21 protein-coding genes are annotated in these 23,903 nt (G+C 55.7%); 13 read left to right on the top strand and 8 right to left on the bottom strand.

Features of this window, described 5'->3' with window-relative positions:
- The first annotated feature begins 120 nt into the window (after window positions 1-120).
- The 4 genes from WEB64_RS10665 (at window position 121) to bluB (ending at window position 6,713) form a co-directional block, all read left to right on the top strand.
- Window positions 121-4,329, top strand: coding sequence for a cobaltochelatase subunit CobN (locus tag WEB64_RS10665; RefSeq protein WP_368059218.1), 4,209 nt, complete (start codon window positions 121-123; stop codon window positions 4,327-4,329).
- Window positions 4,330-4,434: 105 nt separating this feature from the next.
- Window positions 4,435-5,772, top strand: coding sequence for a cobyrinate a,c-diamide synthase (locus WEB64_RS10660; protein WP_368059216.1), 1,338 nt, complete (start codon window positions 4,435-4,437; stop codon window positions 5,770-5,772).
- 72 nt (window positions 5,773-5,844) lie between these two features.
- The gene (locus WEB64_RS10655) at window positions 5,845-5,982 is read left to right on the top strand and encodes a hypothetical protein (protein ID WP_368059214.1); all 138 of its coding nucleotides are present in this window, start codon (window positions 5,845-5,847) and stop codon (window positions 5,980-5,982) included.
- Window positions 5,979-6,713 carry a 5,6-dimethylbenzimidazole synthase gene (bluB, locus tag WEB64_RS10650; RefSeq protein WP_368059212.1) on the top strand — a complete coding sequence of 245 codons (735 nt, stop codon included), beginning with the start codon at window positions 5,979-5,981 and terminating at the stop codon, window positions 6,711-6,713. Before WEB64_RS10655 ends, bluB begins: the two co-directional genes overlap by 4 nt.
- Before the next feature lie 119 nt (window positions 6,714-6,832).
- On the opposite strand, the gene WEB64_RS10645 is transcribed toward bluB, so the two are convergent.
- Both WEB64_RS10645 and dctP read right to left on the bottom strand, forming a co-directional pair.
- Window positions 6,833-7,507, bottom strand: coding sequence for a GntR family transcriptional regulator (locus tag WEB64_RS10645; protein ID WP_368059210.1), 675 nt, complete (start codon window positions 7,505-7,507; stop codon window positions 6,833-6,835).
- Between the two features lie 144 nt (window positions 7,508-7,651).
- Window positions 7,652-8,701: a TRAP transporter substrate-binding protein DctP gene (gene dctP / locus WEB64_RS10640; RefSeq protein ID WP_368059208.1), complete on the bottom strand. Its 1,050-nt coding sequence runs from the start codon at window positions 8,699-8,701 to the stop codon at window positions 7,652-7,654.
- Window positions 8,702-8,904: 203 nt separating this feature from the next.
- Here dctP and WEB64_RS10635 point away from each other — a divergent pair, with 203 nt between their 5' ends.
- From WEB64_RS10635 to gabD, 4 genes are read left to right on the top strand one after another with little or no spacing between them, the layout of a single operon-like run.
- Entirely contained in the window at window positions 8,905-11,004 is a 2,100-nt protein-coding gene (locus WEB64_RS10635; RefSeq protein ID WP_368059206.1) for a TRAP transporter large permease subunit, read from the top strand.
- A 35-nt stretch (window positions 11,005-11,039) separates the two neighbouring features.
- The gene (locus WEB64_RS10630; RefSeq protein WP_368059204.1) at window positions 11,040-11,966 is read left to right on the top strand and encodes an NAD(P)-dependent oxidoreductase; all 927 of its coding nucleotides are present in this window, start codon (window positions 11,040-11,042) and stop codon (window positions 11,964-11,966) included.
- 11 nt (window positions 11,967-11,977) lie between these two features.
- Window positions 11,978-13,318, top strand: coding sequence for an MmgE/PrpD family protein (locus WEB64_RS10625; RefSeq protein WP_368059202.1), 1,341 nt, complete (start codon window positions 11,978-11,980; stop codon window positions 13,316-13,318).
- A 45-nt stretch (window positions 13,319-13,363) separates the two neighbouring features.
- A complete protein-coding gene (gene gabD, locus WEB64_RS10620) occupies window positions 13,364-14,815 on the top strand; it encodes an NADP-dependent succinate-semialdehyde dehydrogenase (protein ID WP_368059200.1) in 1,452 nt (483 codons plus the stop codon).
- A gap of 140 nt (window positions 14,816-14,955) precedes the next feature.
- Here the strand turns inward: gabD and WEB64_RS10615 are convergent, their stop codons facing one another.
- From WEB64_RS10615 to WEB64_RS10605, 3 genes are read right to left on the bottom strand one after another with little or no spacing between them, the layout of a single operon-like run.
- On the bottom strand, window positions 14,956-15,744 hold the full coding sequence (locus tag WEB64_RS10615) for an SDR family NAD(P)-dependent oxidoreductase (RefSeq protein ID WP_368059198.1): 789 nt from the start codon (window positions 15,742-15,744) through the stop codon (window positions 14,956-14,958).
- Between the two features lie 23 nt (window positions 15,745-15,767).
- Entirely contained in the window at window positions 15,768-16,553 is a 786-nt protein-coding gene (locus tag WEB64_RS10610) for a 3-hydroxybutyrate dehydrogenase (protein WP_368059196.1), read from the bottom strand.
- Window positions 16,550-17,377, bottom strand: a complete 828-nt coding sequence (locus WEB64_RS10605) for an N-acyl homoserine lactonase family protein (protein WP_368059194.1) — start codon at window positions 17,375-17,377, stop codon at window positions 16,550-16,552. Before WEB64_RS10605 ends, WEB64_RS10610 begins: the two co-directional genes overlap by 4 nt.
- 272 nt (window positions 17,378-17,649) lie before the next feature.
- Between WEB64_RS10605 and WEB64_RS10600 the strand changes: the two genes are divergently transcribed.
- Window positions 17,650-18,051 (top strand): carboxymuconolactone decarboxylase family protein, encoded by a 402-nt coding sequence (locus tag WEB64_RS10600; RefSeq protein WP_368059192.1) that lies wholly within the window; start codon window positions 17,650-17,652, stop codon window positions 18,049-18,051.
- 130 nt (window positions 18,052-18,181) lie between these two features.
- Here WEB64_RS10600 and WEB64_RS10595 read toward each other — a convergent pair whose 3' ends face one another.
- Complete coding sequence (locus tag WEB64_RS10595; protein WP_368059190.1) at window positions 18,182-18,370, bottom strand: tyrosine-type recombinase/integrase; 189 nt, start codon at window positions 18,368-18,370, stop codon at window positions 18,182-18,184.
- Window positions 18,336-18,977 carry a phage integrase N-terminal SAM-like domain-containing protein gene (locus tag WEB64_RS10590; RefSeq protein WP_368059188.1) on the bottom strand — a complete coding sequence of 214 codons (642 nt, stop codon included), beginning with the start codon at window positions 18,975-18,977 and terminating at the stop codon, window positions 18,336-18,338. Before WEB64_RS10590 ends, WEB64_RS10595 begins: the two co-directional genes overlap by 35 nt.
- A 340-nt stretch (window positions 18,978-19,317) precedes the next feature.
- Here WEB64_RS10590 and WEB64_RS10585 point away from each other — a divergent pair, with 340 nt between their 5' ends.
- The 4 genes from WEB64_RS10585 to WEB64_RS10570 all read left to right on the top strand — a co-directional run bounded on the left by WEB64_RS10585 (window position 19,318) and on the right by WEB64_RS10570 (window position 22,333).
- Window positions 19,318-19,626: an antibiotic biosynthesis monooxygenase gene (locus tag WEB64_RS10585; RefSeq protein ID WP_368059186.1), complete on the top strand. Its 309-nt coding sequence runs from the start codon at window positions 19,318-19,320 to the stop codon at window positions 19,624-19,626.
- Between the two features lie 105 nt (window positions 19,627-19,731).
- Entirely contained in the window at window positions 19,732-20,034 is a 303-nt protein-coding gene (locus WEB64_RS10580; RefSeq protein ID WP_368059184.1) for an antibiotic biosynthesis monooxygenase, read from the top strand.
- Window positions 20,035-20,189: 155 nt separating this feature from the next.
- Window positions 20,190-21,761, top strand: coding sequence for a transposase (locus WEB64_RS10575; protein WP_368059182.1), 1,572 nt, complete (start codon window positions 20,190-20,192; stop codon window positions 21,759-21,761).
- Window positions 21,762-21,985: 224 nt separating this feature from the next.
- The gene (locus tag WEB64_RS10570) at window positions 21,986-22,333 is read left to right on the top strand and encodes a hypothetical protein (protein ID WP_368059180.1); all 348 of its coding nucleotides are present in this window, start codon (window positions 21,986-21,988) and stop codon (window positions 22,331-22,333) included.
- 76 nt (window positions 22,334-22,409) lie between these two features.
- On the opposite strand, the gene ltrA is transcribed toward WEB64_RS10570, so the two are convergent.
- On the bottom strand, window positions 22,410-23,744 hold the full coding sequence (gene ltrA / locus WEB64_RS10565; protein ID WP_368059178.1) for a group II intron reverse transcriptase/maturase: 1,335 nt from the start codon (window positions 23,742-23,744) through the stop codon (window positions 22,410-22,412).
- Window positions 23,745-23,903 lie beyond the last annotated feature (159 nt).

Below are 23,903 nucleotides of genomic sequence, written 5' to 3'. Positions count from 1 at the left end.
TATTGCCGCGGGTACCACAGGACTGTTCTCCGTGCGGTATGACTTTCGGTGATGGAATCCAACACAGAGATTTCAGCACAGAACCCAGCAATAGAGAAACCAGCAATTGAGAGCCCAGAGATGTCGCTCCTGATACGATACTTCAAGGCCGTTTTGCTAACGATGATGGTGCTAACCTGGACGCCGTCGCTACTGGCAGCGACTGTTGTCGGCATCGTCTCCGATCGGTCAGCTGCTGAAATGGCCGCTGGCGCTCATCACTTCCTGGATCGCAATTCCGGTCACCGGGTTTTATTGCGCACGCCGGAACAGCTGGCTAGCCAAAGTGATCAACAGGTGCGCGCCTTGCTCGAAAGTGCAGATGCGTTGGTACTGGCGGCGGTATTTGGCGACCAGGTCGGCCGCCTGGCGGAGTTGATAAAGCAGGTCGTGGCCAGGGACGACTCCGGGCAATTGCCGGTGTTGGGTATCAACAGTGACTGGCGTATTTCGCGGTTGTCGCAACTCAATGGCCGTCAACCCCTGGCGGCGATAGATAATGCCGGACTCAAAGCCCTGGTGGTCGCGCCAACGGCGGGAAGTGATCCAGCGGAGGATTTGGCAAACCGGCAAACAGAGTTCCCGGACCAGGCTGACTGGCTCGAAGGCCGGGCCTTCTACCAGGGCCGCAGTCCTCAACATCTCGACGGCCTGCTGAGCTGGCTGCTGGCGAAAGCTGGTCACGCCATGGAATATGATAAACCGGAGCCCCGGGCCAGCATTCGCTATTACCAGAGCGGTGAAGCCAGTGCGGATTCTGCTGCACTGGAGCTCAAAGAGGGTCCGGTGGTTGCCATTCTCGATCTCGACAGCGGCGACCGGCCCGGTGACCGGGATTTACTGGATGATGCCTGTGCCGCTCTCGAAGCCCGGGGTATTCAGTGTTTCGGCATTCTTTCCCGGTGGGGCGGTGCCAGCCTGGACGCTTTGCGCGCCCTGGGCGAAACCATTAAACCGGCGACCCTGACGGGCATTGTCAGCCTGCAGGATTTTACCGTAGGTGGAGGAGAAGGCCGTCGACCGGTCACCGAGGTGCTGACAGAATTGAACGTGCCGGTGGTGAAGGGGCTGAGACTTGACTCACGGACCCTGAATCAGTGGCAGCTGTCGGTGGATGGCGTACCGTCGGACAAAGTGCATTACAAGTTGGCGATGCCGGAGCTGCAAGGTGTCAGCCAACCGATGGTGCTGGCGCTGGCCAACCCACCAGTGACCGACAAGCTCACCGGCGTGGCGCTTTCGCTGACCCAGCCGGTGCATGAGCGTGTTGAAGCCTTGGCGGAGCGCCTGCAACGCTGGCAGGTGCTGCAGACTGAGGTCAACGCTGACAAACGGATCGCGATTGTCTATTACAACCATCCGCCGGGGCGGCAGAATATCGGGGCCGATAACCTTGATGTACTGGCCTCGCTGCACGAGATACTGGGCTGGCTCAAGGCCGAAGGCTACGATACCGGGCCACTGCCAGAAAGCCCGGAAGCATTGAGCGATCTCATCCAAAAACAGGGGGTCAATCTGCCAGATGATCCCCTGGCGCTGGCCGAAATGGCGCCAAACGTGGCGACGCTGGCGGGCAGGGATTATCAGCGTTATCTCAGGACATTGCCAGCCGTAGTGCAGCAAGAGTTGGTCCATGGGCCTATCGGTTTCCTGCATGAGCGCCTGGAACAGGCTCACGCACTTGGTGAACAGGCTATTGCCATGGCGTTGCTGAGCCGGGGGATCCGCGATTTACGACATCTGATTGAGCACGTGCAGCACCCGAATCGCCAGCAGGCGCTAGCCCAACTGGACCGCTACGAAGCGCTCTGGCAGCAGCGTCTGAGCGAGGGCGGCCACCAAGGTGAGGTAGGCGCTGAGCGTGACAAGCTGCTTGAAACGGGCATTCCCGGCCTGCGAGGCTGGGGCAAGGCGCCCGGTCGATCCATGGTGGTTGACGGCAACATGATTTTCCCAGGCCTGCGCTTCGGCAATATCTTCATCGGGCCACAACCCCCCAGGGGCTGGGAGGTTGATGAGGAGCTACTGCACGCCAACACGACCTTCCCGCCCACGCACCAATACGTTGGGTTCTACCACTGGCTGCGAGATCATTATGAAGCAGACGCGCTGGTGTATCTGGGCCGTCATTCGACTCGTGAATTCTTGCCTAGGCGACGCGCCGGTCTGACCGGCGATGACTACCCGGATTTATTGGGCGGCAATCTACCGCTGATCTATCCCTACATCGTGGACGGTGTCGGCGAGGGTATCCAGGCCAAGCGTCGTGCGCTAGGTGTGATGATCAGCCACCTTACTCCGCCCCTGGCGGCCACCGAGCTTTACGACGATCTGCTGGAATTGCGGCAGTTGGTGGAGACCTGGGAAACTGCCAATGAGCCCGACAGCCCCACCCGGGAGCGGGCGCTGACGTTGCTTCGGGAGAAAATCCGCGCGCTGGATATTGGCGCGGACCTGGAGCGTGAGATCGCCGGGGAAATGGGCCTTGCGGTGGAAGAGGTGTCGCTGGATGAGCTATCGCCGGATTTGCTGGTGCATGAGGCGGGCCACTATGTCACTGATATGCAGGAGCACTTTATGCCTCTGGGGCTCCATGTGTTCGGGCGGGACTGGTCGGAGGAAATGCTCGACACCATGCTGACATCCATGGCGGGCAAAGCGGGCAAGCCGGACTCGTCGTGGCGTCAGCGCCTGGCGGCGTCCCCGGCGGCGGAGCGTGAAGCTCTGCTGGGAGCGCTTGAGGGCAAGTTTGTGGCACCAGGCCAGGGCAATGACCCGCTCCGGACCCCGGATGTATTACCGACGGGCCGTAACTTCCATGCGCTATCGGACGATCTTATTCCGACTCGAGTGGCCTGGTCACTGGCGGGCGAACTCGCGGAAGAAGCGTTGGCTACCAAAACCAAGGACTCCGGCCAGAGCGATGCCCTGGTGCTCTGGGCCTCAGATACGGTACGGGATGAAGGCGTGATGATTGCGTTCGGGTTGAGACTGCTGGGGGTTCGCCCGGTGTGGAACAGCCGGGGTATTGTGAAGGGGCTGGAACGCTTGCCCGCCGGCCCGGGCACTGACAACCCTGAACGCCGGAATGTGGTATTTACCACCTCCGGTCTGTTCCGTGACCTGTATGAGAGCCAGTTGGAATGGCTTGACCTGGCTTCCCTCTATGCCCTCGCCGGTGCTGCTAACACCATAACGACAGACTATCCGGAATTATCAGAAGCATTGGCAAACGCGCTGGCAGTGCTGCCGTCGGCAATGGCTGAACGAGGCGACGAATCATTGGCCACCAATGGTATCGCTGCCCGCTGGGTGGAGGACGTCCGGGTGTTGATGGCTGAGGGTGTTTCGCCTGGCGATGCTGGCCAACAAGCCGGGCATCGTGTTTTCGGCACCGCCCCGGGCGCTTACGGAGCAGGGGTTAACCGACTGGCGACCCGGTCAGGAGCCTGGACGGATCGCGCCCAGCTTGGCGAAGCCTACCGCAGGCGTATGGGCCACGTGTACGGAAAGAGCAGCGCTGGCGAGCCTGCCCACGGTGCATTCGATCGGCAGCTCAATACTGTTAACCATACTTATCTGGGCCGTGCCAGTCACCTATATGGGCTACTGGATAACGATGACGGTTTTGATTTTCAAGGTGGCTTGTCTAACGCAATAGAGCACTTGCGGGGGCAGCCGCCTGAAAACCGCGTACTGCAGTACGCCGATCCCAGTAACCCGAAGGTCGATTCCCTGCAACGTGCGCTGCAGGTGGAATTGCACGCCCGCAACCTCAATCCGCAATGGCTGCGGCCGTTGATGGAGCACGGCTACGCGGGCGCCCGCACCATGGGCAGCGATTTCCTCGACAATCTATGGGGCTGGCAGATCACCAGCCCCCAGGTGGTGCGCTCGCAGGCCTGGGATGACGTCAACGACGTCTATTTTAACGACCGTCATGATCTGGGCCTGGATGACTTCCTGGCTGAGCGACATAATGTCCACGTTAAAACCCACATGCAGGCCATTGCCCTGCTGGCCGCCAAACGTGGATTCTGGGAGGCGGACGTGTTTACTCGACAAACCCTTGCCCGCGACTTTGCCGGTAATATCATTGAGCATGGTTTGCCGGGTAGCGGTCATACCCGGCCGGATCACCCCCTGATGGACTGGGTTGCCGAGCAACTGGAACCCACCCAACGGGAAGCTTTCGAGTCTGCCCGGAAAGGCGGCAGCCCCGGTTACCAAGCTGAGCCTGCCGCCAATGATGACTGCGAACCCAACGGAAGCCTGATGGCCTCATGCTGAACACAGTTCGTTTTACAAAAGCAGTTTTTCTGACAGTCCTGCTGTCACTGCACCTGCCTGCCTTGGCTTTGGAATACACGCATGCTCATGAACAAACAGGAAAAAATGAAAACAATCACAGCAACCACAGCCGCAGCGATGATCACTGCCCCCGGCTCCGGCCAGGGTAAATCCATGGTGACCGCAGCGCTGGCACGACTACATCGCAACGCCGGGCTCAAGGTGCGAGTGTTCAAACATGGCCCGGACTACCTGGACCCCATGGTGCTGGAAGTGGCCTCCGGCCAGCCGGTGTACCAGCTGCACCCCTGGATGACCGGCGAGCACGAGTGCCGCTGGCGACTGGCCGAAGCCGCGCAGGACGCCGATCTGATTCTGGTTGAAGGCTCCATGGGCCTGTTCGATGGTGATCCGTCCAGTGCGGACCTGGCCAAACTGATGGGGATTCCGGCGTTGCCGGTGATCGACGCCCGGGGCATGGCGCAGACCTTTGGTGCGGTAGCGCTCGGTCTGGCGAGTTTTGATCCGGATATGCCGATATACCAGGTGATTGCCAACCGCATCGGCAGTGCGCGTCACGGTGAAATGTTGCGGGACAGCCTCCCACCGGGCATCGGTTTGTTAGGCGCCATTCCTCGCAACGAAGCGATGAACATACCGGACCGGCACCTGGGGTTAGTGCAGGCAGGCGAGCTAGGTGATCTGGATACACGGCTGGATCAGGCCGCCGCCGTGCTGGCGGAAGCCGGTATGGAAATCTTGCCCAAAGCCGTCACCCTCTCAGCGGATGCACCCGAACCTCCGCCGCCACTACTCAGCGGCGTGCGCATCGCCATTGCCCGTGACGCCGCTTTCAGTTTTATCTACCGGGCCAATGTGGACCTGCTGGGTGGCATGGGTGCAGAGCTGCTGTTCTTCTCGCCTTTGACAGACAAAGCCTTGCCGGAAGCCGATGCGCTTTGGCTGCCCGGCGGTTATCCGGAACTCCACGGTGCGACCCTGGCGGCCAATACACCAATGCTGGAAGCGATCAAGGCTCATCATCAGGCGGGTAAACCGATGCTGGCGGAATGTGGTGGCCTCATGGCCTGTGCCGAAGAGCTGGCAGAGCGGGACGGGAATATCCACGCTCTACTGGGTTTGGTGCCCGGACGCGCCAGCATGGCGGACCGCCTGCAGGCATTGGGCCTGCAAAGCCTGAACACCCAGGAAGGCCGGTTGCGGGGCCACACCTATCACCATTCCCGCCTGGAGACCTCATGGCAGCCCATCGCTCGCACCCGCAAGATAGCGGGCACCGAAGCCGAACCGGTGTTTTGCCATAATGGTCTGGTGGCGAGTTATTTTCACGGCTATTTTCCCTCTGCTCCGGCGCTCGTCGCGACGATATTCCGCGGCCAGCCCTTTCATCCGCTAACCGAGAAGGAACCGTCCCATGCGTGAACGCGCGAAATACCCGGAACGCCATGCCCGTCTCCGTGGGTTTATCATCATCGTTTCCGGGGTGACATAGCTTTGCTGAAGCCGGGGCTGGATTACCAGCGCCATCGCCAGCAACAACTCGACCGGCTGGCGGACATGGTGGAAGAACACCTTGATACCGAGTGGTTGCTTCGCCTGCTACAACTGCCCGCCAACGGAGGCACATCATGAGCGACAATAATCGCCCTTTTAGCGAGGAAGAACTGAACGGCCTGTATCGGGCGATCTACGAACGCCGGGATGTACGCTCCCAGTTCCTGCCGGACCCGATCCCGGTGGACGTGCTGGCCCGCCTACTCAACGCGGCCCACCGCGCGCCTTCGGTTGGCTTCATGCAGCCCTGGGATTTTTTGGTAATCGACAGCATTGAGGTACGTGAATCCGTGCTCGCCATCTTCGAGCAGGAAAACCGCAAAGCCGCCGAAAACTACCCCGGCGACAAAGGTGCCCACTACCGTACCCTGAAACTCCAGGGCATCCTTGAAAGCCCCCTCAACCTCTGCATCACCTGCGACCGCAGCCGCGGCGGTACCCATGTGCTGGGCCGCAACTCCATCGTCGAAACCGACCTGTTCAGCACCTGCCTGGCGGTACAAAACCTCTGGCTGGCAGCTCGGGCCGAAGGCATCGGTGTAGGCTGGGTCAGTATTCTCGACCAGCAACAACTGGCGCAAACCCTGAACCTCCCTGACCACGTGTACCCTTTGGCTTATCTCTGCCTCGGCTACGTAAGCGAATTTCTCAATCAGCCAGAATTGCAGGCAAAAGGTTGGCGCTCACGGATACCGTTAGAAAAATTGGTGCACGGCAATACCTGGGGCAGCCCGGTGGAGAATGCGGAGCTGTTGGAGGCTGTTAAGTGCGAGGGTGCGCCTGGAAGGACGCTTTTATCGAGGGAGTAGAAGGCCCCATGCGGCGGGCTTTACCAACCAGGCAGGTTTCGTGTTTCGTGAGGGTAGATAATCAGCTTCAGGTAAAATTGGATCTTTGTATCACGACAGACTCAGGAGGTATGCCGGGTTTAGTCGCTACTCAGTTGCGCAAGCGCAGCAACAGCCGCGTTTTTCACATGAAGAGCGGCAGCCTTGCGGGCAGCCTTCGCATTTCGTGAGAACAAGGCCTCCATAAGAATTGCCAGTTCTTCAATACTCTTTTCAGTTCTACCTGCAGTTTTCAGTGATGTTGCCCGTAGCAAAGTCACTCGCGAATTTAACATGCGTAACGTGTCACCCAGTGCCTCGTTACCCGATCCTTCCACCAAACAGTCATAAAAGTAGTTTTTGGCTTTGAGACGGTCAATGGGACCGCTTTTGGTTAAAGCTATCTTCAGCTCCTCAAAAGCCTGCTTCAACGCTGACCGTTGAGCGTCAGACGCATGTTCAGCAAACAGTTCGCTAGCAAGCCCCTCCAACTCCGTTCTGACCGCATAGATCCCTTTCGCCTGTGCCACTGTCAGGTTCGCAACCACTGGACCGCGATGGGGAATAATGTGAATCAGTCCTTCGGACTCAAGTTGGCGCAATGCCTCTCGCACCAGTGTCCGGCTTACACCGATCATTTCGCAGAGTTCCCGTTCGGGAAGTCGCTCGCCAGGCTGAAAATGGCCTACCGCAATGGCGTTGCGTATATTTTCAGTCACACTGTGTCGAAGTGGTGCCGCTGAGCGCACTACTCGGAAATTGGGCGCTTCATTCATGAAAGTGGCTCAAATAGGTCACACATCCGTTGGAGTATCCGTATTAATTCTGAAGGTCATTCACGAGCTCAACCACGCCGTATACTAGCATATCCCAGGACGTGGTTGAGATCGTCCGCTCAAGAAGAGCATGACCAATGTGTGCTACTTCTCCAATACATCCCGGATTTGTTGCACATAAGCGGGGCCATCAAAGCCAACTTCTTCCGCTCGCTGATACCAGGAATCGTATGCGCCCTGAGTATACTTTTCCTGATTCAACTCAGCTCGCTCTTCCTCTGAGGCGCTCCAGACTTTGGCGCCTTTCTCTTCCATTTCGTCCATTGCTTTCTGCACGAAATCTTTATAGCCACCGAAAGCTTCTGCCTGCAGTTCGTCCATTGCACCCTGAATTTGCTCCTGAATGTCTGAGGGAAGCTTCTCCCACTCATCGTTGTTCATCAGGATGGCCCAACCGGTAACGGGAGCGATTCCCCAGTCCTGTACATTGGGTGCTTCGCGCCAGATGTCCATGGTTTCGCCCACACAGGCAGACGTGAACACGCCGTCAATAACACCACGTTCCAACGCTGGCACAATTTCTGTCATGGGCATCGGGGTACCTTTGCCTCCCAGCGACTCAATCAGGCTCGCAGTCTGTGGGTTGTGAACGCGAAGCCTTTTCCCCTCGAAGTCCTCAATGGAATGGATCGGATCCTTGGAGAAAAGCCGGGTATTACACCACGCACCTTCGGCGAAGACTTTGGCGTTCCAGGATTCGTCCCAGATACGTGCTACGTCCTCTGCCCAGAAGGCATCACGCACTTTCTGGTAATCGTCAATGTTTTCGATCAGGCCCGGCAGGTTGAAAATGCCCATCCGGGGTTCATCGCCGGCCAGGTAGGTGTGAAGAGCGGCCGACATAGGAAGGCGGCCGTCTCGTACTGCCGAGGCCACCTGCGATGCTGCGATCAGCGAATCGCTGACAGTTACTTCAACCTTGCCATTCGTCGCTTCCGAAATCCGCTCCGGAACGCTTGTCGTCATTTTTCCATAGATGTCGCCGGGGGATACGATTGCCCCCATTGTAAATTCATACTCTGGCTCGTCAGCGAGCACGGGGGCTGCCAAAGAACCTGCCAGCAGGGCGGCCGCGAAAGTCCGCCCCAAAGTTTTTCTGGCATGTGGAAAGCTGATTGCTTGTTTCATTGTCATTGTTTTTTCCTCCAGATTATCTGAACGCTTTCCTGATGCTGGCTGAATTCCTGGAAGGAACCGTTAGCTTGCACCAAGGCGTAGTACCGTAATACAATATGACAAAGAGTCCGTCAAGAGAATACTAATAATAGGCTTGGGCTGACGGGTTGGCATTTGGCTGCCCAACGCTCCGCGCAGAACCGTCAACATCGGCGAGAGTCATGGGAGAAAGTGAAATGCCCCGCAATCCCCTGGAGGCAATACCGTTAGAAAGTGGCCCCGTTGAAAAGCTGGAGTCAACGGATCCATCACATCCAATCCTCCGCAGTATTGACAGCCTGTCCAGCCTGGCGGGAGTCATAAGCGCTGCCGGCCTTCTTATTATGACCGGCATTATCTGCTTAGAAGTAATATCCCGTTATTTTTTCAATGCTCCGACTTCCTGGAGCATAGAAATTGCAACTTACATTTTTGTCGCAATAGCTTTCCTCGGATTATCAGTAGCGCAACGCAGTGGCAGCCATGTTCAGGTTGAGATCCTGGTGAGTCGATTAAATGGGCCACGACGAACCCAGGCGGAGCTTGTGGCTTGCTGGATCTCTCTGTTTTTTGTAGTGGTCACCGCCTGGCAGATGACGAGGTTCAACTATAGAGAATATATCGATGGCACAAGGGACTGGGGGCTGCTGTCCACGCCTCAATGGATTCCCGAACTGGCCGTAAGCCTCGGTTTGATCTTGTTTGCAATCGCTATTCTGGGCGAAATTTTTCGCCTTCGGCCACCTCGTTTAACGTTCGCTCAGTGGTTTGTTCCCATCACAAGCTTGGTTCTTATAGCCAGTCTCCTGTTGATAGGCAAAGACCGGGTGGACCTGTTCGATAGTGGGATCACTCTTGGCATAGCGGCTGTTTTCGTTGCCCTCTTTGCCTGCGCTTGGGCTTGGAGCGGGCCGCGTATTGCGTCAGTTTTTGCGGCCTGCTATCTGGCGCTGGGCCTTCTCTATTACTTACTTGGCGATGCTGGAGATCTATCAGTCGGATTGCTATTGGTCGGAAGCCTTTTGCTGTTACTTCTGGCCGGGGTCCGGGTTGGGCTTGCGATGGGCGTGGTTGGGCTCCTCGGGTTACTGCTGCTCTTTTCATCTCCGAACCTGGCGATGTTGGCAGACCGTTCGTGGACCAGCATAAATACGTTTACGCTCACCGCGATTCCAATGTTTGTGTTGATGGGCCACTTCCTTATTCGAAGTGGGGTCACGAGCGACCTTTTCGATACCATGACCTGCTGGTTTGGCCGTATGCCAGGCGGTCTCGCGAATGCGAGTGTGGGTGCGTCAGCCGTATTTGCTGCAGTTTCAGGTTCCAGCCTCGCGACAGCCGCAACACTTGGTCAGGTGGCCGCGCCGGAAATGATGCGGCGGGGATATAGCGCTCGCCTCACCTATGGCGTTGTCGCGGCTGGGGCCACACTGGGCATACTAATTCCCCCAAGTATTGCAATGATCATCTACGGGAACGTGGTGGGGGTGTCCATTACCCAACTGTTTCTTGCGGGCATGGTGCCGGGTGCGATTCTTATAGGGCTTTTTATTATTACTGTACTGGTGTGGTCAGTATTTGTTCCGGGTGCAGCGCCAAAAGAGGAGTCTCGGCGCATTGGGGAAAAAATAGCTTCCCTGGGTAAACTTCTTCCATTTCTCGTCCTGATCACTGCAGTGCTCGGTTCTTTATATGCGGGGATTGCCACCCCTACGGAGGCGGGTGGAGTAGGCGCGCTTATCGCTATGCTGTTATGTCTCCAGCGTAAAAAGCTCACGGTACGCGTTCTTTACGAAACAGCGCTGGAAACCGTCCAGGTAACCTCGTTTATCATGCTGATTGTGGTCGGTGCTGCAATATTCAGTTGGGTATTTGATTTCCTGCAGCTACCCAGGGAAATGGTTGAGTACGTTCAAGCTTCTAATCTGGCGCCATGGGTTGTGATGCTCGCAATAGGCGGGGTTTATCTGGCATTGGGGACGATCATAGAGTCTATCTCCATGATGCTGATGACTCTCGCCGTGACCTATCCCATAGTGATTTCACTTGGCTTCGACCCTATATGGTTCGGTGTGGTTCTGGTGCTGCTCATTGAAATCGGGCTGGTAACGCCCCCGGTGGGGATCATTCTGTTTATTCTTCGCGGGCTCAGTGATGCTGTGCCATTAAAAGAAATCGTCCTTGGCGTAGTCCCCTTTGCGCTGATTATGTTGGGCTTCATCGTCTTCCTCTACTTCTTTCCGGAGGTAGTGCTTTGGCTTCCTGAAAAGATGAACGATTAACTTATCAAACCCTCAAATATGCAGGAGCAGATATTATGTCCTTACCAAAACTGGGCTTTATTGGCATTGGTCGCATGGGTATGCCAATGGCCAGGAGACTCATACAGGCCGGGTATGCCGTAACCGCTTTTGATCCCAACGAAGAAGCAGTGAAGTCACTGGTTAAAGAGGGCGCAACCGGCGCTGCTAACCCTGCGGAAGTTGCCACCAACAGCGATGTGATTTTGTTGTCCCTGCCCACTCCTGAAATAGTGGACGCTGTGGCTTTCGGCGAGAACGGCATTGTTTACGGGGGTGATTCTGGCTCGCAAAAAACCGTGATTGATCTGTCAACCACTGGTCCGCAAGGTGCCAAGGCACTAGCGGAAGGTCTGCTGAGCAAGGGCATCAAGTCAATAGACTGTCCCGTGAGCGGCGGTGTCGGGGGAGCGGAGAAAGGAACGCTCGCATTGATGGCCTCCGGTGATCCGTCGGTGGTCGAGAGCGTCACCGATGTCCTGAAGGTATTAGGTAATTCATTCCTCGTCGGCCCGGAACCAGGCATGGGTCAAATGATCAAAGTCATCAATAACCTGGTGTCGGTCACTGCTTTAGCCATCACATCAGAGGCGCTTGTGCTGGGTACAAAGGCCGGGCTCGATCCCGACGTAATGGTCGATGTTTTCAATGCCAGCAGTGGTCAAAGTAATGCGAGCATGACCAAGATTCCGAAATTTGTGCTAACCCGCAGTTTTGATTTCGGCTTTGCCCTGGACCTTTCCGTCAAGGACGCCCGGCTTTGCCTGGAACAAAGCGAGGCTCTTGGCGTGCCCATGGTTGTTGGTTCCGCGGTCCGGGAGATGCTGAAGATAACGAAAGCCAAGCTCGGGCCCCAGGCTGATATGACCTCCATAATCCAGCCTATCGAGGAGTGGGCAGGGATTGAGGTGCGGGGAGCAAACGCCAAACCGGAAAACAGCTGAAAGGTCAGGTTATGAACAACCGAACTTCAATGGGTCTTGCCCAATTCCTCGTCTCGTCGCGATTGGAGGAGATGCCCGACGTACTGATTCATGAAGCGAAGCGCTCCATCCTGAATGGTTTCGCCACTGCGTTTGCTGGCTGCAATGACGCAGTGATGGATCGGCTGATAACAACGCTCAGCGAGTTCTCAGGCCGGCCCCTGGCCAGCATCACGGGGCGCAAAGAGCGTTTCGATGTGCTGACGGCAGCTTTCTTGAATGCAGTCAGCACCAACGTTTTCGACTTTGATGACACCCACCCGAATACCATTATTCACCCAACCGCGCCGGTTTCCCCGGCTTTGTTCGCGTTGGGTGAATACCAGACTTTTTCCGGGCGCAGTCTGCTTGAGGCGTTTATTCTGGGCGTGGAAGTGGAGTGTCGAATAGGGAACGCAATATCACCCGGGCACTACAAGCGGGGCTGGCACATCACGTCGTCTTGTGGCGTGTTCGGAGCCGCTGCAGCGGCGGGCAAGATTCTCGGGTTGGACGCGGAGCGCATGGTCTGGGCACTGGGTAATGCCTCTGCTCAGGCAAGCGGCCTGGTGGAAACGTTGGGGAGTATGGCGAAGAGCGTTGGCGTTGGTAATGCGGCCCGGAACGGCTTGGCGGCAGCTTTAATGGCCAACGACGGCGTGGAAGGCCCGAACAGACCCCTTGAAGGAGAGCGAGGCTTTTTGAAAGTAACGTCTGAATCGCCGAATTTTGCGGCGGTAGTGGAAAATCTCGGTAACCACTGGGAGCTTTCAAAGAACACCTACAAACCCTATCCATGTGGGGTGGTACTCAACCCTGTCATCGAAGCTTGCCTTGAGGTAGCAAAGACCCCGGGTTTTGACGTGAGCCAGGTCAGGAATGTGACGATCAGCGGTTATTCCTTGCTTCGTGAACGGGCTGACCGCCCCATGGTCGAGACCGGGCGTGAGGCCCAGGTGAGCGCTCAACATGCTGCTGCAGTCTGCCTCCTGTATAAATCGGCTAGTCTGAACGAGTTTTCTGATGAAGCGGTACACCGAAAAGACGTCCTCTGGTTACGTAAAAAAGTAGACGTTATCGTCGACGAGGCGGCGGTAGCGGGCGCAGCGCACGTTGTTGTCCAGTGTGCCGACGATACGATTCTGGAAGCGAAGGTTACCCACGCACGGGGGGACGCAGAGCGACCGTTGAGCGACAAGGACATTGAGGATAAATTTCGCGACCTGATTGTTTATGGCCGTTCCGGTCTGGATCCGGAGCCGGTTATAGATGCAATATGGAGGCTTGATCAGATCGAGGACGTTTCAGATATTATGGTTCTGGCCCGACGATAAAAGCCCACTTACAGATCTGCAAAGTACCTTGCCAAGGAAATCACAATGCCATTAAAAGACGCCACTCTCTTCCGCCAACAGGCCTACATTGATGGTGCCTGGCTGGATGCCGATAACGGGCAGACGATCGAAGTCAATAATCCCGCCACCGGAGCAATCATTGGCAGCGTACCAAAGATGGGCGCGAAGGAAACCAGCCTTGCCATTGAAGCCGCCAACCGAGCCTTGCCTGCATGGAGGGGTCTGGTTGCCAAGGAGCGCTCGAACATTTTGCGCAATTGGTTCGAACTTATCATGGCCAACCAGAACGACCTTGCCCTATTGATGACCCTCGAGCAGGGTAAGCCGCTGGCGGAGTCCAGAGGTGAGATCAGCTATGCGGCTTCCTTTATTGAGTGGTTTGCTGAGGAAGCCAAGCGGGTTTATGGCGATACCATTCCCGGCCATCAGGCTGACAAACGACTGATTGTGATCAAGCAGCCGATCGGAGTTACGGCAGCGATCACGCCGTGGAATTTTCCAGCCGCAATGATTACCCGCAAGGCGGGCCCTGCATTGGCTGCGGGCTGCACCATGGTGCTTAAACCGGCATCACAAACGCCATTCTCTGCGCTGGCTCTGGTTGAGCTGGCAGAACGCGCCGGTATTCCTAAAGGTGTTTTGAACGTCGTTACCGGAAGTGCAGGGGATATCGGTAAGGAGCTGACTGGCAACCCGATTGTGCGAAAACTGTCATTTACCGGTTCGACCGAGATAGGCCGGCAGCTGATGGCCGAGTGCAGCCAGGACATCAAAAAGGTGTCGCTTGAATTAGGAGGGAATGCGCCCTTCATCGTCTTTGAAGACGCGGATCTAGATGCCGCAGTCGAAGGTGCCCTGATTTCCAAGTACCGCAACAATGGTCAGACCTGCGTTTGCGCAAATCGCCTCTACATTCAGGATAGCGTATTCGAGGCGTTCACCGAAAAGCTGAAGGTGGCAGTGGCCAAGCTGAAAGTCGGCGATGGCCAGGAAGACGGTATTACTACCGGACCGCTGATCGACCAGAAAGCTCTGGCTAAAGTAGAGGAACACATTGCTGACGCGCTGAACAAGGGTGCCACGCTGGTCACTGGCGGCAAAATTCACGCTCTGGGAGGCGGTTTCATCGAGCCGACCATTCTGGCCGACGTACCAGCTTCTGCGCTGGTAGCCAGGGAAGAAACCTTTGGTCCGTTGGCTCCGTTGTTCCGCTTCAAGGACGAGGCAGAGGTGATTGCCATGTCCAACGACACGGAGTTCGGTTTGGCCTCGTATTTCTATGCCCGTGATCTTGGCCGCGTGTTCCGCGTGGCTGAAGCTCTGGAGTATGGAATGGTGGGCATCAACACAGGTCTTATCTCCACCGAGGTGGCTCCGTTTGGCGGTATCAAAGCCTCAGGCCTGGGTCGGGAAGGTTCCAGGTATGGCATCGAGGATTACCTCGAAATCAAGTACCTGTGCCTGGGGGGAATATAAGAGCTGTAGTCGGCTGAGAGGTTTCCGCTACACAGGGGAGCGTCAATGCCGGATATGATGGCTGGCTCCGTAAGTTATTCCGGAGCCAGCCTACCGTGCTGGACAGGTGTGGAGTATCCGCCTGTTAGAAGCCGCCAGGCCTAGTTATCACCTGCCATAACGCCACCATCGATCAACATACTTGTACCCGTGACCATCGCCGACTCATCAGAGCAAAGATAGACAGCTGCGTGAGCCACCTCTTCTGGCTTGATCATCCGGCCAATCGGCTGATACCTTGAATACTCCTCCATGCGGGCTTCTTCTTCGCCGGGATAATACTGCTTGATGTACCCCTCGATAAAATCCGTATGGACGCGTGCAGGCAGGATGCAGTTGGCGCGAATCCCCTGGCTGACGAAGTCTACCGCGATAGAGCGTGTCATCATCTGAATGGCAGCTTTGGAGGCTCCGTAGGCAAACCGGTCATGCATGGCACGAACGGCAGCTAGTGACGCCATATTCAGCACGTTGCCGCCACCGGCGCTTATCATTGCGGGGAGAAAGGCCCGTGTTACGTTGAGCAGGCCTTCCACGTTGACTTTGAAAATGCGATTAAGGTCCTCGTTCGAGGTCTCAAGAAGGTTACCTACCGTGATAACGGCCGCATTGTTGACCACTACGTTCACCGGCCAGTATTGTTCCGCCAGGGCGTCGTAGACAGCCTTGATGGACGCGGGGTCTGTCACATCCATCGGCAGCGCCAACAAACGGCCTTGTATACCGGCGGCCTCCGTTTTGAGAAGCTCCTGAGCTCGTTGTTCAAGTTGAGAGCTGGCAAGGTCAGTCATTACGACTCGGGCGCCCTCGGCGATGAAAGCGCGACTCATGGCCAGCCCGATGCCTCCTGCTGCGCCAGTTATGAGGCAGGTTTTACCTTCTAATCTCATACATGTGTCTCCACCACGAGTCTTTATTTCGCGAGCCAACCACCATCAATGGGTAGTGACGCTCCGTTGATATCCACAGCCTGAGGGCTGCAAAGAAATGCGATCAGTGCACCTACGCCTTCCCCCGCAACAAATCGCCCGGTAGGATTCCGTGTCACCAGGTATTCCCGCTCAGCTTCAGTGACCGTCACGCCCTTCTCTTGAGCGATGTCCCTAATGCGATCAGTGATAGCAGGCGTGGCGACTGTTCCGGGACATACCGCGTTGCAGGTTATGCCGGTCTGAGCGAGCTCGACTGCCATCGCACGGGTCATCCCGAGCAGGCCGGTTTTAGTGGTGACGTAATCGATGCGATTTTCCGCCCCGCGTTCGCTGTATATGGAAGCCATGTGAATGATTCGTCCCCAGTTCCGTGCTTTCATCTCGGAGATTGATAGGCGGGCCAAGTGAAAAGCAGCCGATAGGTTAACCGCGATAGAATCGTTCCAATCTTCCGCTTTGAATTCTTCGACTGGAGAGAAGTGGCGCATCACCGCGTTGTTTACGAGGACGTCGATGGAACCAAAACGATCCTTGATTGCCGTCACCATGTTTTCGATTTCAGAAACATCCCTCAGGTCCGCGCGGAGATAAATGGCCTCTATGCCATGGGTCTCTGCTAACTGACGGGCCGAGCCGCCGCCTTCTTCGTCCGAACACAGACCGTGCAGGACGATATTCGCCCCGGCAGCTGCGAGGCTGTCGGCAACGGAGTATCCAAGACCTGAATTCGAGCCGGTTACCAAGGCGCATTTGCCTTCCAGAGTCATAGCTTTTCGGGCTCCACATCAAGGCTGACTATAACGCCTTCCATTTCCGGCGTTGGTGCCGGATACAGACGCATGACAAGAGGGTCGTGCCCCGGAATGATGTGATCTTCACTATCTGCCAGACGGTCCATTACATCGTATCCTTCCAAAAGTTCTCCCAGATGGTAAACCGCTGGGAAGGCTTTGCGACTCTGGAAATTAGCGTAGAGGTGCGAAGCGTCTGAGGCGAGCACCACCCATCCCCGCTTTGTCCAGACCCGAACCATTTGCATACCCGCCGTATGCCCGCCGACGCGGTGAAGGGATAAGCCATCTGCCAACTCCACATCCGAGTCATGGAATTTAACCCTGTCTGCGTAGACATGACGGATAAAGGAGACCACATCTTCCACGTCGTAGGGGCCCCGGAGAAAGTCGTGGCACATGCATCGGCCGGTAGCAAAGGTTACTTCACTGTCCTGCACATGAAACTGCGCGCGGGGGAAGTCAGAGAGCGTGCCGGCATGGTCGTAATGCAGGTGGGTCAATACCACGTGTCTGATTTCAGCAGCGTCGATTCCGAGCAGCCTGACGGCTTCTGCGGGGGTTCGAAGCAGGGTGCGCCCGCGCTGAGCCGCTGCATCTTTGCCAAAGCCTGTGTCGATCAGAAACACTTCGTCAGCGCGTCGCGCTATCCAAACGAAGTAATCAAGATCCGAGGCTGACTCGTGAAAATCACCGCCGATCATGTTATCGCTGGATTTCCGATTGCTATGGTTGGCATAGCGAATTGCATATAGCTCAAATGGCGCGGGGCCATGGGTTGAGGTGGCGTGATCGTTCATAAAAGCGCCCTTTATTGTGGTTTTGGCCTCAAGGCGTGAGGCGCACACTGTTTATACCAGGCATCAACTTGGTTGAAGCCTTTATCTGGCGACAACTGAAGTAAGCCGAAATTTGCTCCTTTCTTGCAACATACAATAATACAGTAATACAATGCAAACAGGTTGGTTCTGGGTATAACTGCCCTGTTGGGCGTTAATTTGCATAGTCGCCTGTCTGCTTTCTACGCGTCAGTGCCCTGGCCAGTATATTTTCGATTTAGTGGAGGTGAATAATGTCTGACCGTCCGGAATTTCAGGGTGAGCTGTTCGAAAAAGGTCTGCAAATTCGGCGTGAAGTGCTTGGTGATGCCTATGTTGATCGCTCAGTAGCCGCCGCAGATGATATGACAGCTCCTTTACAGAAACTGATTACAGAATGGTGCTGGGGTGAAGTATGGGGTCGCCCGCAGCTGGACCGTCGCACTCGTAGTTTTCTTAATCTCGCTATGCTGGCGGCGCTTAATCGCCCAAACGAAATGCGGATTCACCTCAGAGGTGCCCTGAACAATGGCGTAACCCGTGAGGAGATCCGCGAAGTAGTGCTGCAAGTGGCGATATACTGTGGAGCCCCGGCCGCTTTGGATGCTCAAAAGGCGGCGGTTGAGGTATTCAGGGATATTGATGCAGAACAGTAGCCTCTGGCCCTCGTTCTTATAAATGTTTCGCCAGGCTGCGTTCTGGAAATAGCCAACTGGTGGAAGCCTGCCGCTGGAAGAACTGGGGCACGGAAATACTTGGGGTAGCCCGATGAAGAATGCCGGGCTTTTAGCAGCCATCAAGTTGGAGGTCCGTTCCCCGTTTCAGTAGGTTTGTGGCAAAGCTGTGGCGGAAGGTGTGACAGCTTGCCTTCTTATGAATTCCCGCCGCTCTGATCGCGGTGCTCACAGATCTGCGAACCTGCTGCTCACCAATGTGATGACTACGTAAGACGCCCGATCGAGGATCGATGGCCATCCAATAAGTCCTGACGATGTAAAGAAAGGGCAAGCTCCACTTGGGCTTTCAAAACACCACAAACAGACGCGGGAAGGAAGGTTCTTCTCCATTTGTCGCCTTTGGTTTCCCGAATAGATAAACAGGCTTCAGAAAAATCTACATCCTGAATTCGAAGTCGAACAGCTTCCATTACTCTCAACCCTGCGCCATACAGCAAGCTGCCTGCCAGGTGGTGAGCGCCTTCCATGTAGGACAATACCAGCATAGCCTCCTCATGACTGAAAACAGTAGGGAGCTTTCGTCCTTTGGAGGTCTTTGTAAACTGTAAGTTCCCAAGTTCGCGGCCAAGAAACTGGTGATACAGGAAGACGATGGCATTCAAAGCGGTCTTTTGGGTGTTGATTGCCACATTTCGCTTATTAGCAAGATAGCTTAGCCATTGGTTAACTTCTGCAGAACCCATAGATTCAGGGTGTTTTTTGCTATGGAACAAGATGAAGTCTCGCACCCATAGACAGTAAGTTTTTTCTGTCCGGTAAGCTAAATGTCGAGTGCGTATGAAAGCACGAAATCGGTCCATAAAACGGATAGGGGTGGGCGGTAGGCGGGTTGGAATATCATCCATACATGCAAATCCTTTGCGTTAACTGTTTATTTGTACAGTATGGAGGAGCAAGTATGCCTCGGCAACTTTTTAAAATGGTCGCGGCGAACGTGATTTTTCAAGAATAACGAAAAACATTATTTTATTTAATTAAATCAGTCGGTTGGTGAGTAAGCAAAAAGTTGGGATATTGGTCGCCGCAACCAGTTTCAAAAATGTCAAAAAATGTGAGAACCCGACGAACTTATTGACCTAATGGGCTTTTCTGCCTAATTTGATGATTACGTTAAATTTAGATATGAGCCCTGTGCAAAGTGGTCGTGAGGACTCATATACAAATGTTATGTGAGAAGGGGGTGAGATGATTCGCGTAGTTTACCGCTGGAAAGTAAAGGAAGACGACTTCGCAAAGTTCCGAGAGGTGTGGAGCCGCACCACGAATCACATTCATGAGACTGTGGCGGGAGCGTTGGGAAGCTTTATGCTTCGTAGTCCAGAAGATCCGACTGAAATTCTGACAGTGGCAAAGTGGGACTCAGTAGAGAACTGGAAGGTCTTCTGGGTGGCTGATAATCCGTCTGAGATGAAGGGGATGCGGGAGATAGGTGAGCGAATTTCCGTGGCCGTATACGATGAAGTTGACGACTTTACGCGGAGTCACGAGGAGTAGCTCGACGGAATCGTTTACGCTCCGCATAACCAGTGGCTGTTGTCGGACGCACCTGCGCTCCGGTACGCCGCAAAGCCAAACGTTAGAAATCAGGGAGGAACTGCGGTGATTGCGCGAATTTGGAAAGGATGGACCACTCACGATAATGCCTCGGTCTACGAGGAGCTTTTCAAGAATACTGTCGTCCCGAAAGTTACCCAGGGAGTGGAGGGGTACATCAGTACCAACCTGCTACGGCGCGAAACTGAGGAAAACGTGGAATTCACAACTGTATTCTGGTTTGAATCACTCGACGCCGTAAAAAACTTTGCTGGCCCAAATTTCGAGCAGGCCGTCGTCCCGGAACAAGTAAAGGCACTCATGTCGCACTACGAGGAAACCGTCCATCACCATGACGTTGCTTTGTAGGTTTCTAACAATGCCATCAAATACGTTCCAGCCTTCGGCCTCCACGGGACGCCCTTGTCAGGGCGCCGTTTATGGCTGGCGTTGAGGCTGTAGAAAAACCCCGAAATTCCCCCTCGGTTTGGTAGGATCAGGCAAACGGACAAGGAGTCGTCGGCATGCCCCGCTTCAAGCACTACAACTACGACCAGAACGCCATGGTCGTGATCAACTACCAGGAACAGCTTCAGCCCGGCACCTTTGAACACGCGGTGCACTACCTGATCGAGCTCAAGCTGGATCTGTCGGTGTTCCATCCCAAGTACCGCAACGAAGACACCGGCCGGCTGGCCTACGATCCGGCCATCCTGCTGAAGATCATCTTGTTCGCCTATTCCAAGGGCATCACCTCCAGCCGCGAGATGCAGTGGTGCTGCGAGACCAACATCATTTTCAAAGCCTTGTCCTGCGATACGGTCCCGCACTTCACCACGCTGGCCAAGTTCGTTAGCAGCCACTCGGATGAAATCGAAGAGCTGTTCGAACAAGTACTACTGGTTTGCCACGAACAGGGCCTGTTGGGTAACGAGCTGTTTGCCATCGACGGCTGCAAGATGTCCTCGAATGCCGCCAAGGAATGGTCCGGCACCTTTAAGGAGCTGGGCGAAAAGCGGGAGAAGTTGCGACGACTGATCCGCCACCACTTGAAGGAACATTACGAGAGGGACGAGGCAGAGACCGAGGCCGAACTGGACCGGGACATCCGCCGGGCCAAGACCGTCCTCTCCCTGGACGAGTCCCTGAAAAAAGTGGACCGCTTCCTAAAGACGAGCAGCCCACGGATGGGCCAGGGGAAACGGCGCAAGGAAGTGAAGAGCAACGTCACCGATAACGAAAGCGCCAAGATGACCACCAGCAAGGGCACGATCCAGGGCTATAACGGCGTGGCCACGGTGGACAAGAAGCATCAGATTATCATCGATGCCCAGGCCTTTGGTGAAGGTCAGGAGCACCACACCCTGCAACCGGTATTGGAGAGCGTGGAAGCCCGTTTCAAGAAGCTGGGTATCGCGGACAGCATTTACCAACAAGGCACGGTTGTTACCGCCGACACCGGCTTTGCCAACGAAGCCAACATGAAGTACCTGCACGAACGGCAGATCAACGGCTACGTGCCGGATAACCGGTTCCGCAGCCGTGATCCGAAGTTCCAGAATCAGAAAGACAAATACGGCAAGCGCCATCAGAACCAACCGGACTCGGGATGGAAGGACATCATTCCGGCCAGTGAATTCCAGTTCGATCCGGTGAAGCTGACCTGTGTCTGCCCAACAGGCGAAAGCCTCAAATACCATGGCACCCGGGCAGACCAGAACGGCCAGAGCCGAGCCTACTTCCAAGGCTGTTTGCTGCAATGCCGGCACTGCCCTAAGAAACACCAGTGCATGCAGAACCCGGCCGCTGCCAACCATCGGAAAGGCAAAGGCCGACAAGTGTCGTTCACCATCGAGCACAAGCGCCTGCCGAACTACACCGACTGGATGAAACACCGGGTGGACAGCCCGCAAGGCAAGGAAATATACAGCCACCGCATGTCCGTGGTGGAACCGGTGTTCGGCAACATCGGCACCAACAAACGGCTTAACCGCTTCAGTCTGCGAGGCAAGAAAAAGGTGCAGGGCCAGTGGCAGCTATACTGCCTGGTGCACAATATTCAGAAGCTGTCGAATTACGGACAGATGGCAGCGTGATCCAGGGGAGGAAGTGCCCCGGAATACCCCTTGGGCCGCGGGCCATCGGTGTCTGAACACGGAAATACCGGGATTGGTGGCTATAAAGGGCCACCAACCCAAAAATTGAACAGGGCCGGCAGAATTGGCCGGCTGGCAAAATGAGATCGAAGGCGGTGGAAGGGTGGACTCATTTTTGGGTTTTTCTACAGCCTCGTTAAGAGTTCGCCACAGAGGGAGCTGCAATGGAGATGCTAGACTTGTTATCGTTCGGGGATCTTGTCGTTCCATTTTACCTATTTGCGGTAGTTGGGCACTTCCTGTCTAGGTGGTATAACCTTCGAAAAAAGCGAGAATGGGAACGTTCTGCTGCTGAAAGTGTTCCCCTTTACCTGGCCTCCTTGATTTTTGTTTCGGCCATTTTTGGGGCGACGGGGTCAGCAGTAGCGATCATGTGTGTACTCGGGTTTTTCATGGGCTCGGCGACCGGCTTGCTATCCGCAACAGACGAATGGCTAGAAAAGGCCCGAAGTCAACGCGACGAATCTATACAGGCGTTGAAATCTGAACAGAGCAATAAAACCCGTGAATAGTGCTCTTAATCGGGTAGCCGGGGGTATCTAACCCCCAGCTCCCACACACCCTGCATGCGGCTCCGCACAGGGCGTTTCACCGGGAATGGTGAAGCTTGATCCATCCATCGCGCAGTGATGTCAGTCCCTCGGCTTTCAGGTAGTCATTAGACAGTGCCTGCTGAATACCCGGCGTCTTCGAGCTGCGCCAGGGGCCTTTGCTGGTGATGCCACACGCAACGGCCGATTGCACATGAACGCCCAGCTTCATCAGGTTTCTGACTTTGGTGCGTGGCTTTCGCCACTGTCGCCAGTAGGCCATCCGAACGCGGCGGCGGATCCAGTGATCCAGATCGCAGCAGCGTTGATAGCCGGTGGCGATGCCAAAGTAGTTGATCCAGCCCCGAAGGTACTGGCTTACCTTGAAAAGCTGGTAGTGCATCGACACACCCCAGTTCCGGTTCGTCAGTTCCCGGATACGTTGCTTGAACTTGCGCAGCGTGTCGGGGTGCCAATGGATCTGGGCTCCCTTGAAGGTAAAGCCCAGGAACTTGCTGTCATTGGTTCTGACTACTCGGCTCTTGGCGGTGTTGACCGTCAGTTTCAGGCGGTGTTCGAGGAAGTGACTGATGCTGGCCAGCACCCGGTCGCCCGCGCGGCGGCTGTTCACCACAATGGTGAAGTCGTCCGCGTAGCGGGCAAACCGATGGCCCCGCCGTTCCAGTTCTTTATCCAGCGGATCGAGCATGATGTTCGCCAGTAAGGGTGACAACGGGCCACCCTGTGGTACACCTTCCCGACTCTCCAGATAGAGCTGGTTATCGATAATCCCAGCTCGCAGATACCGGGCAATCAGTCCCAGCAAACGCTTGTCCCGAACCTTGCGGCCCAGATGCGTCATCAGCAGGTCGTGATTGACCCGGTCGAAGAACTTCGACAGGTCCACATCCACAGTAAAGCGCCTCCCTTCCTTGAGAACGCTTTGTACCCGTCGCACCGCCTGGTGCGCATTCCGGCCCGGACGGAAGCCGTAGCTGTCCGCTGAGAATCCCGGGTCGAACAGGGGCATCAGAATCTGGGCAATGGCTTGCTGAATCACCCGGTCTGTCACCGTCGGGATGCCAAGCTGACGCTTGCCACCGTCCGGTTTGTCGATCTCAACCCGCCGCACCGGCGCTGGTTGATAATCGCCCGAGCGAATCGACTGCTGGACCACGGTCCAGTAGCCGCCCTTTACCCAGGCGGGAAACTCCTCGATGGTCATACCATCGATACCCGCCGCTCCCTTGTTGGCTCGAACCTGCTTCCAGGCTTGTTGGAGATTAGCCCGGTGCAGTACAGCATCGAGTAGATCATTGCTAAAGGCTGGCTTCATGGCCGTACGCTGAGCCACGTCATTGCCGTACGGCATTCGTGCGTTCAAGTCGGCCAAGGCTCCTCCTTTGTTCTCGGTGTTTGGCCCTTCACCCTGTCCCGACCATTACGACGGGCGTTTGGCTACTATGGCCGCTGCTGACTTCTGCTCAATCACCGGCAGGGTTACCCCGACCGGCGCTATCGGTGTCCATCTCGTTCGCTCGCAACCGCCGAT

The sequence above is a fragment of the Marinobacter sp. genome (assembly GCF_040882185.1).
Classification (GTDB): Bacteria; Pseudomonadota; Gammaproteobacteria; order Pseudomonadales; family Oleiphilaceae; genus Marinobacter.
Note: the sequence above shows the minus strand (reverse complement) of the source record. Positions and strands in the feature narration are given on the sequence as shown.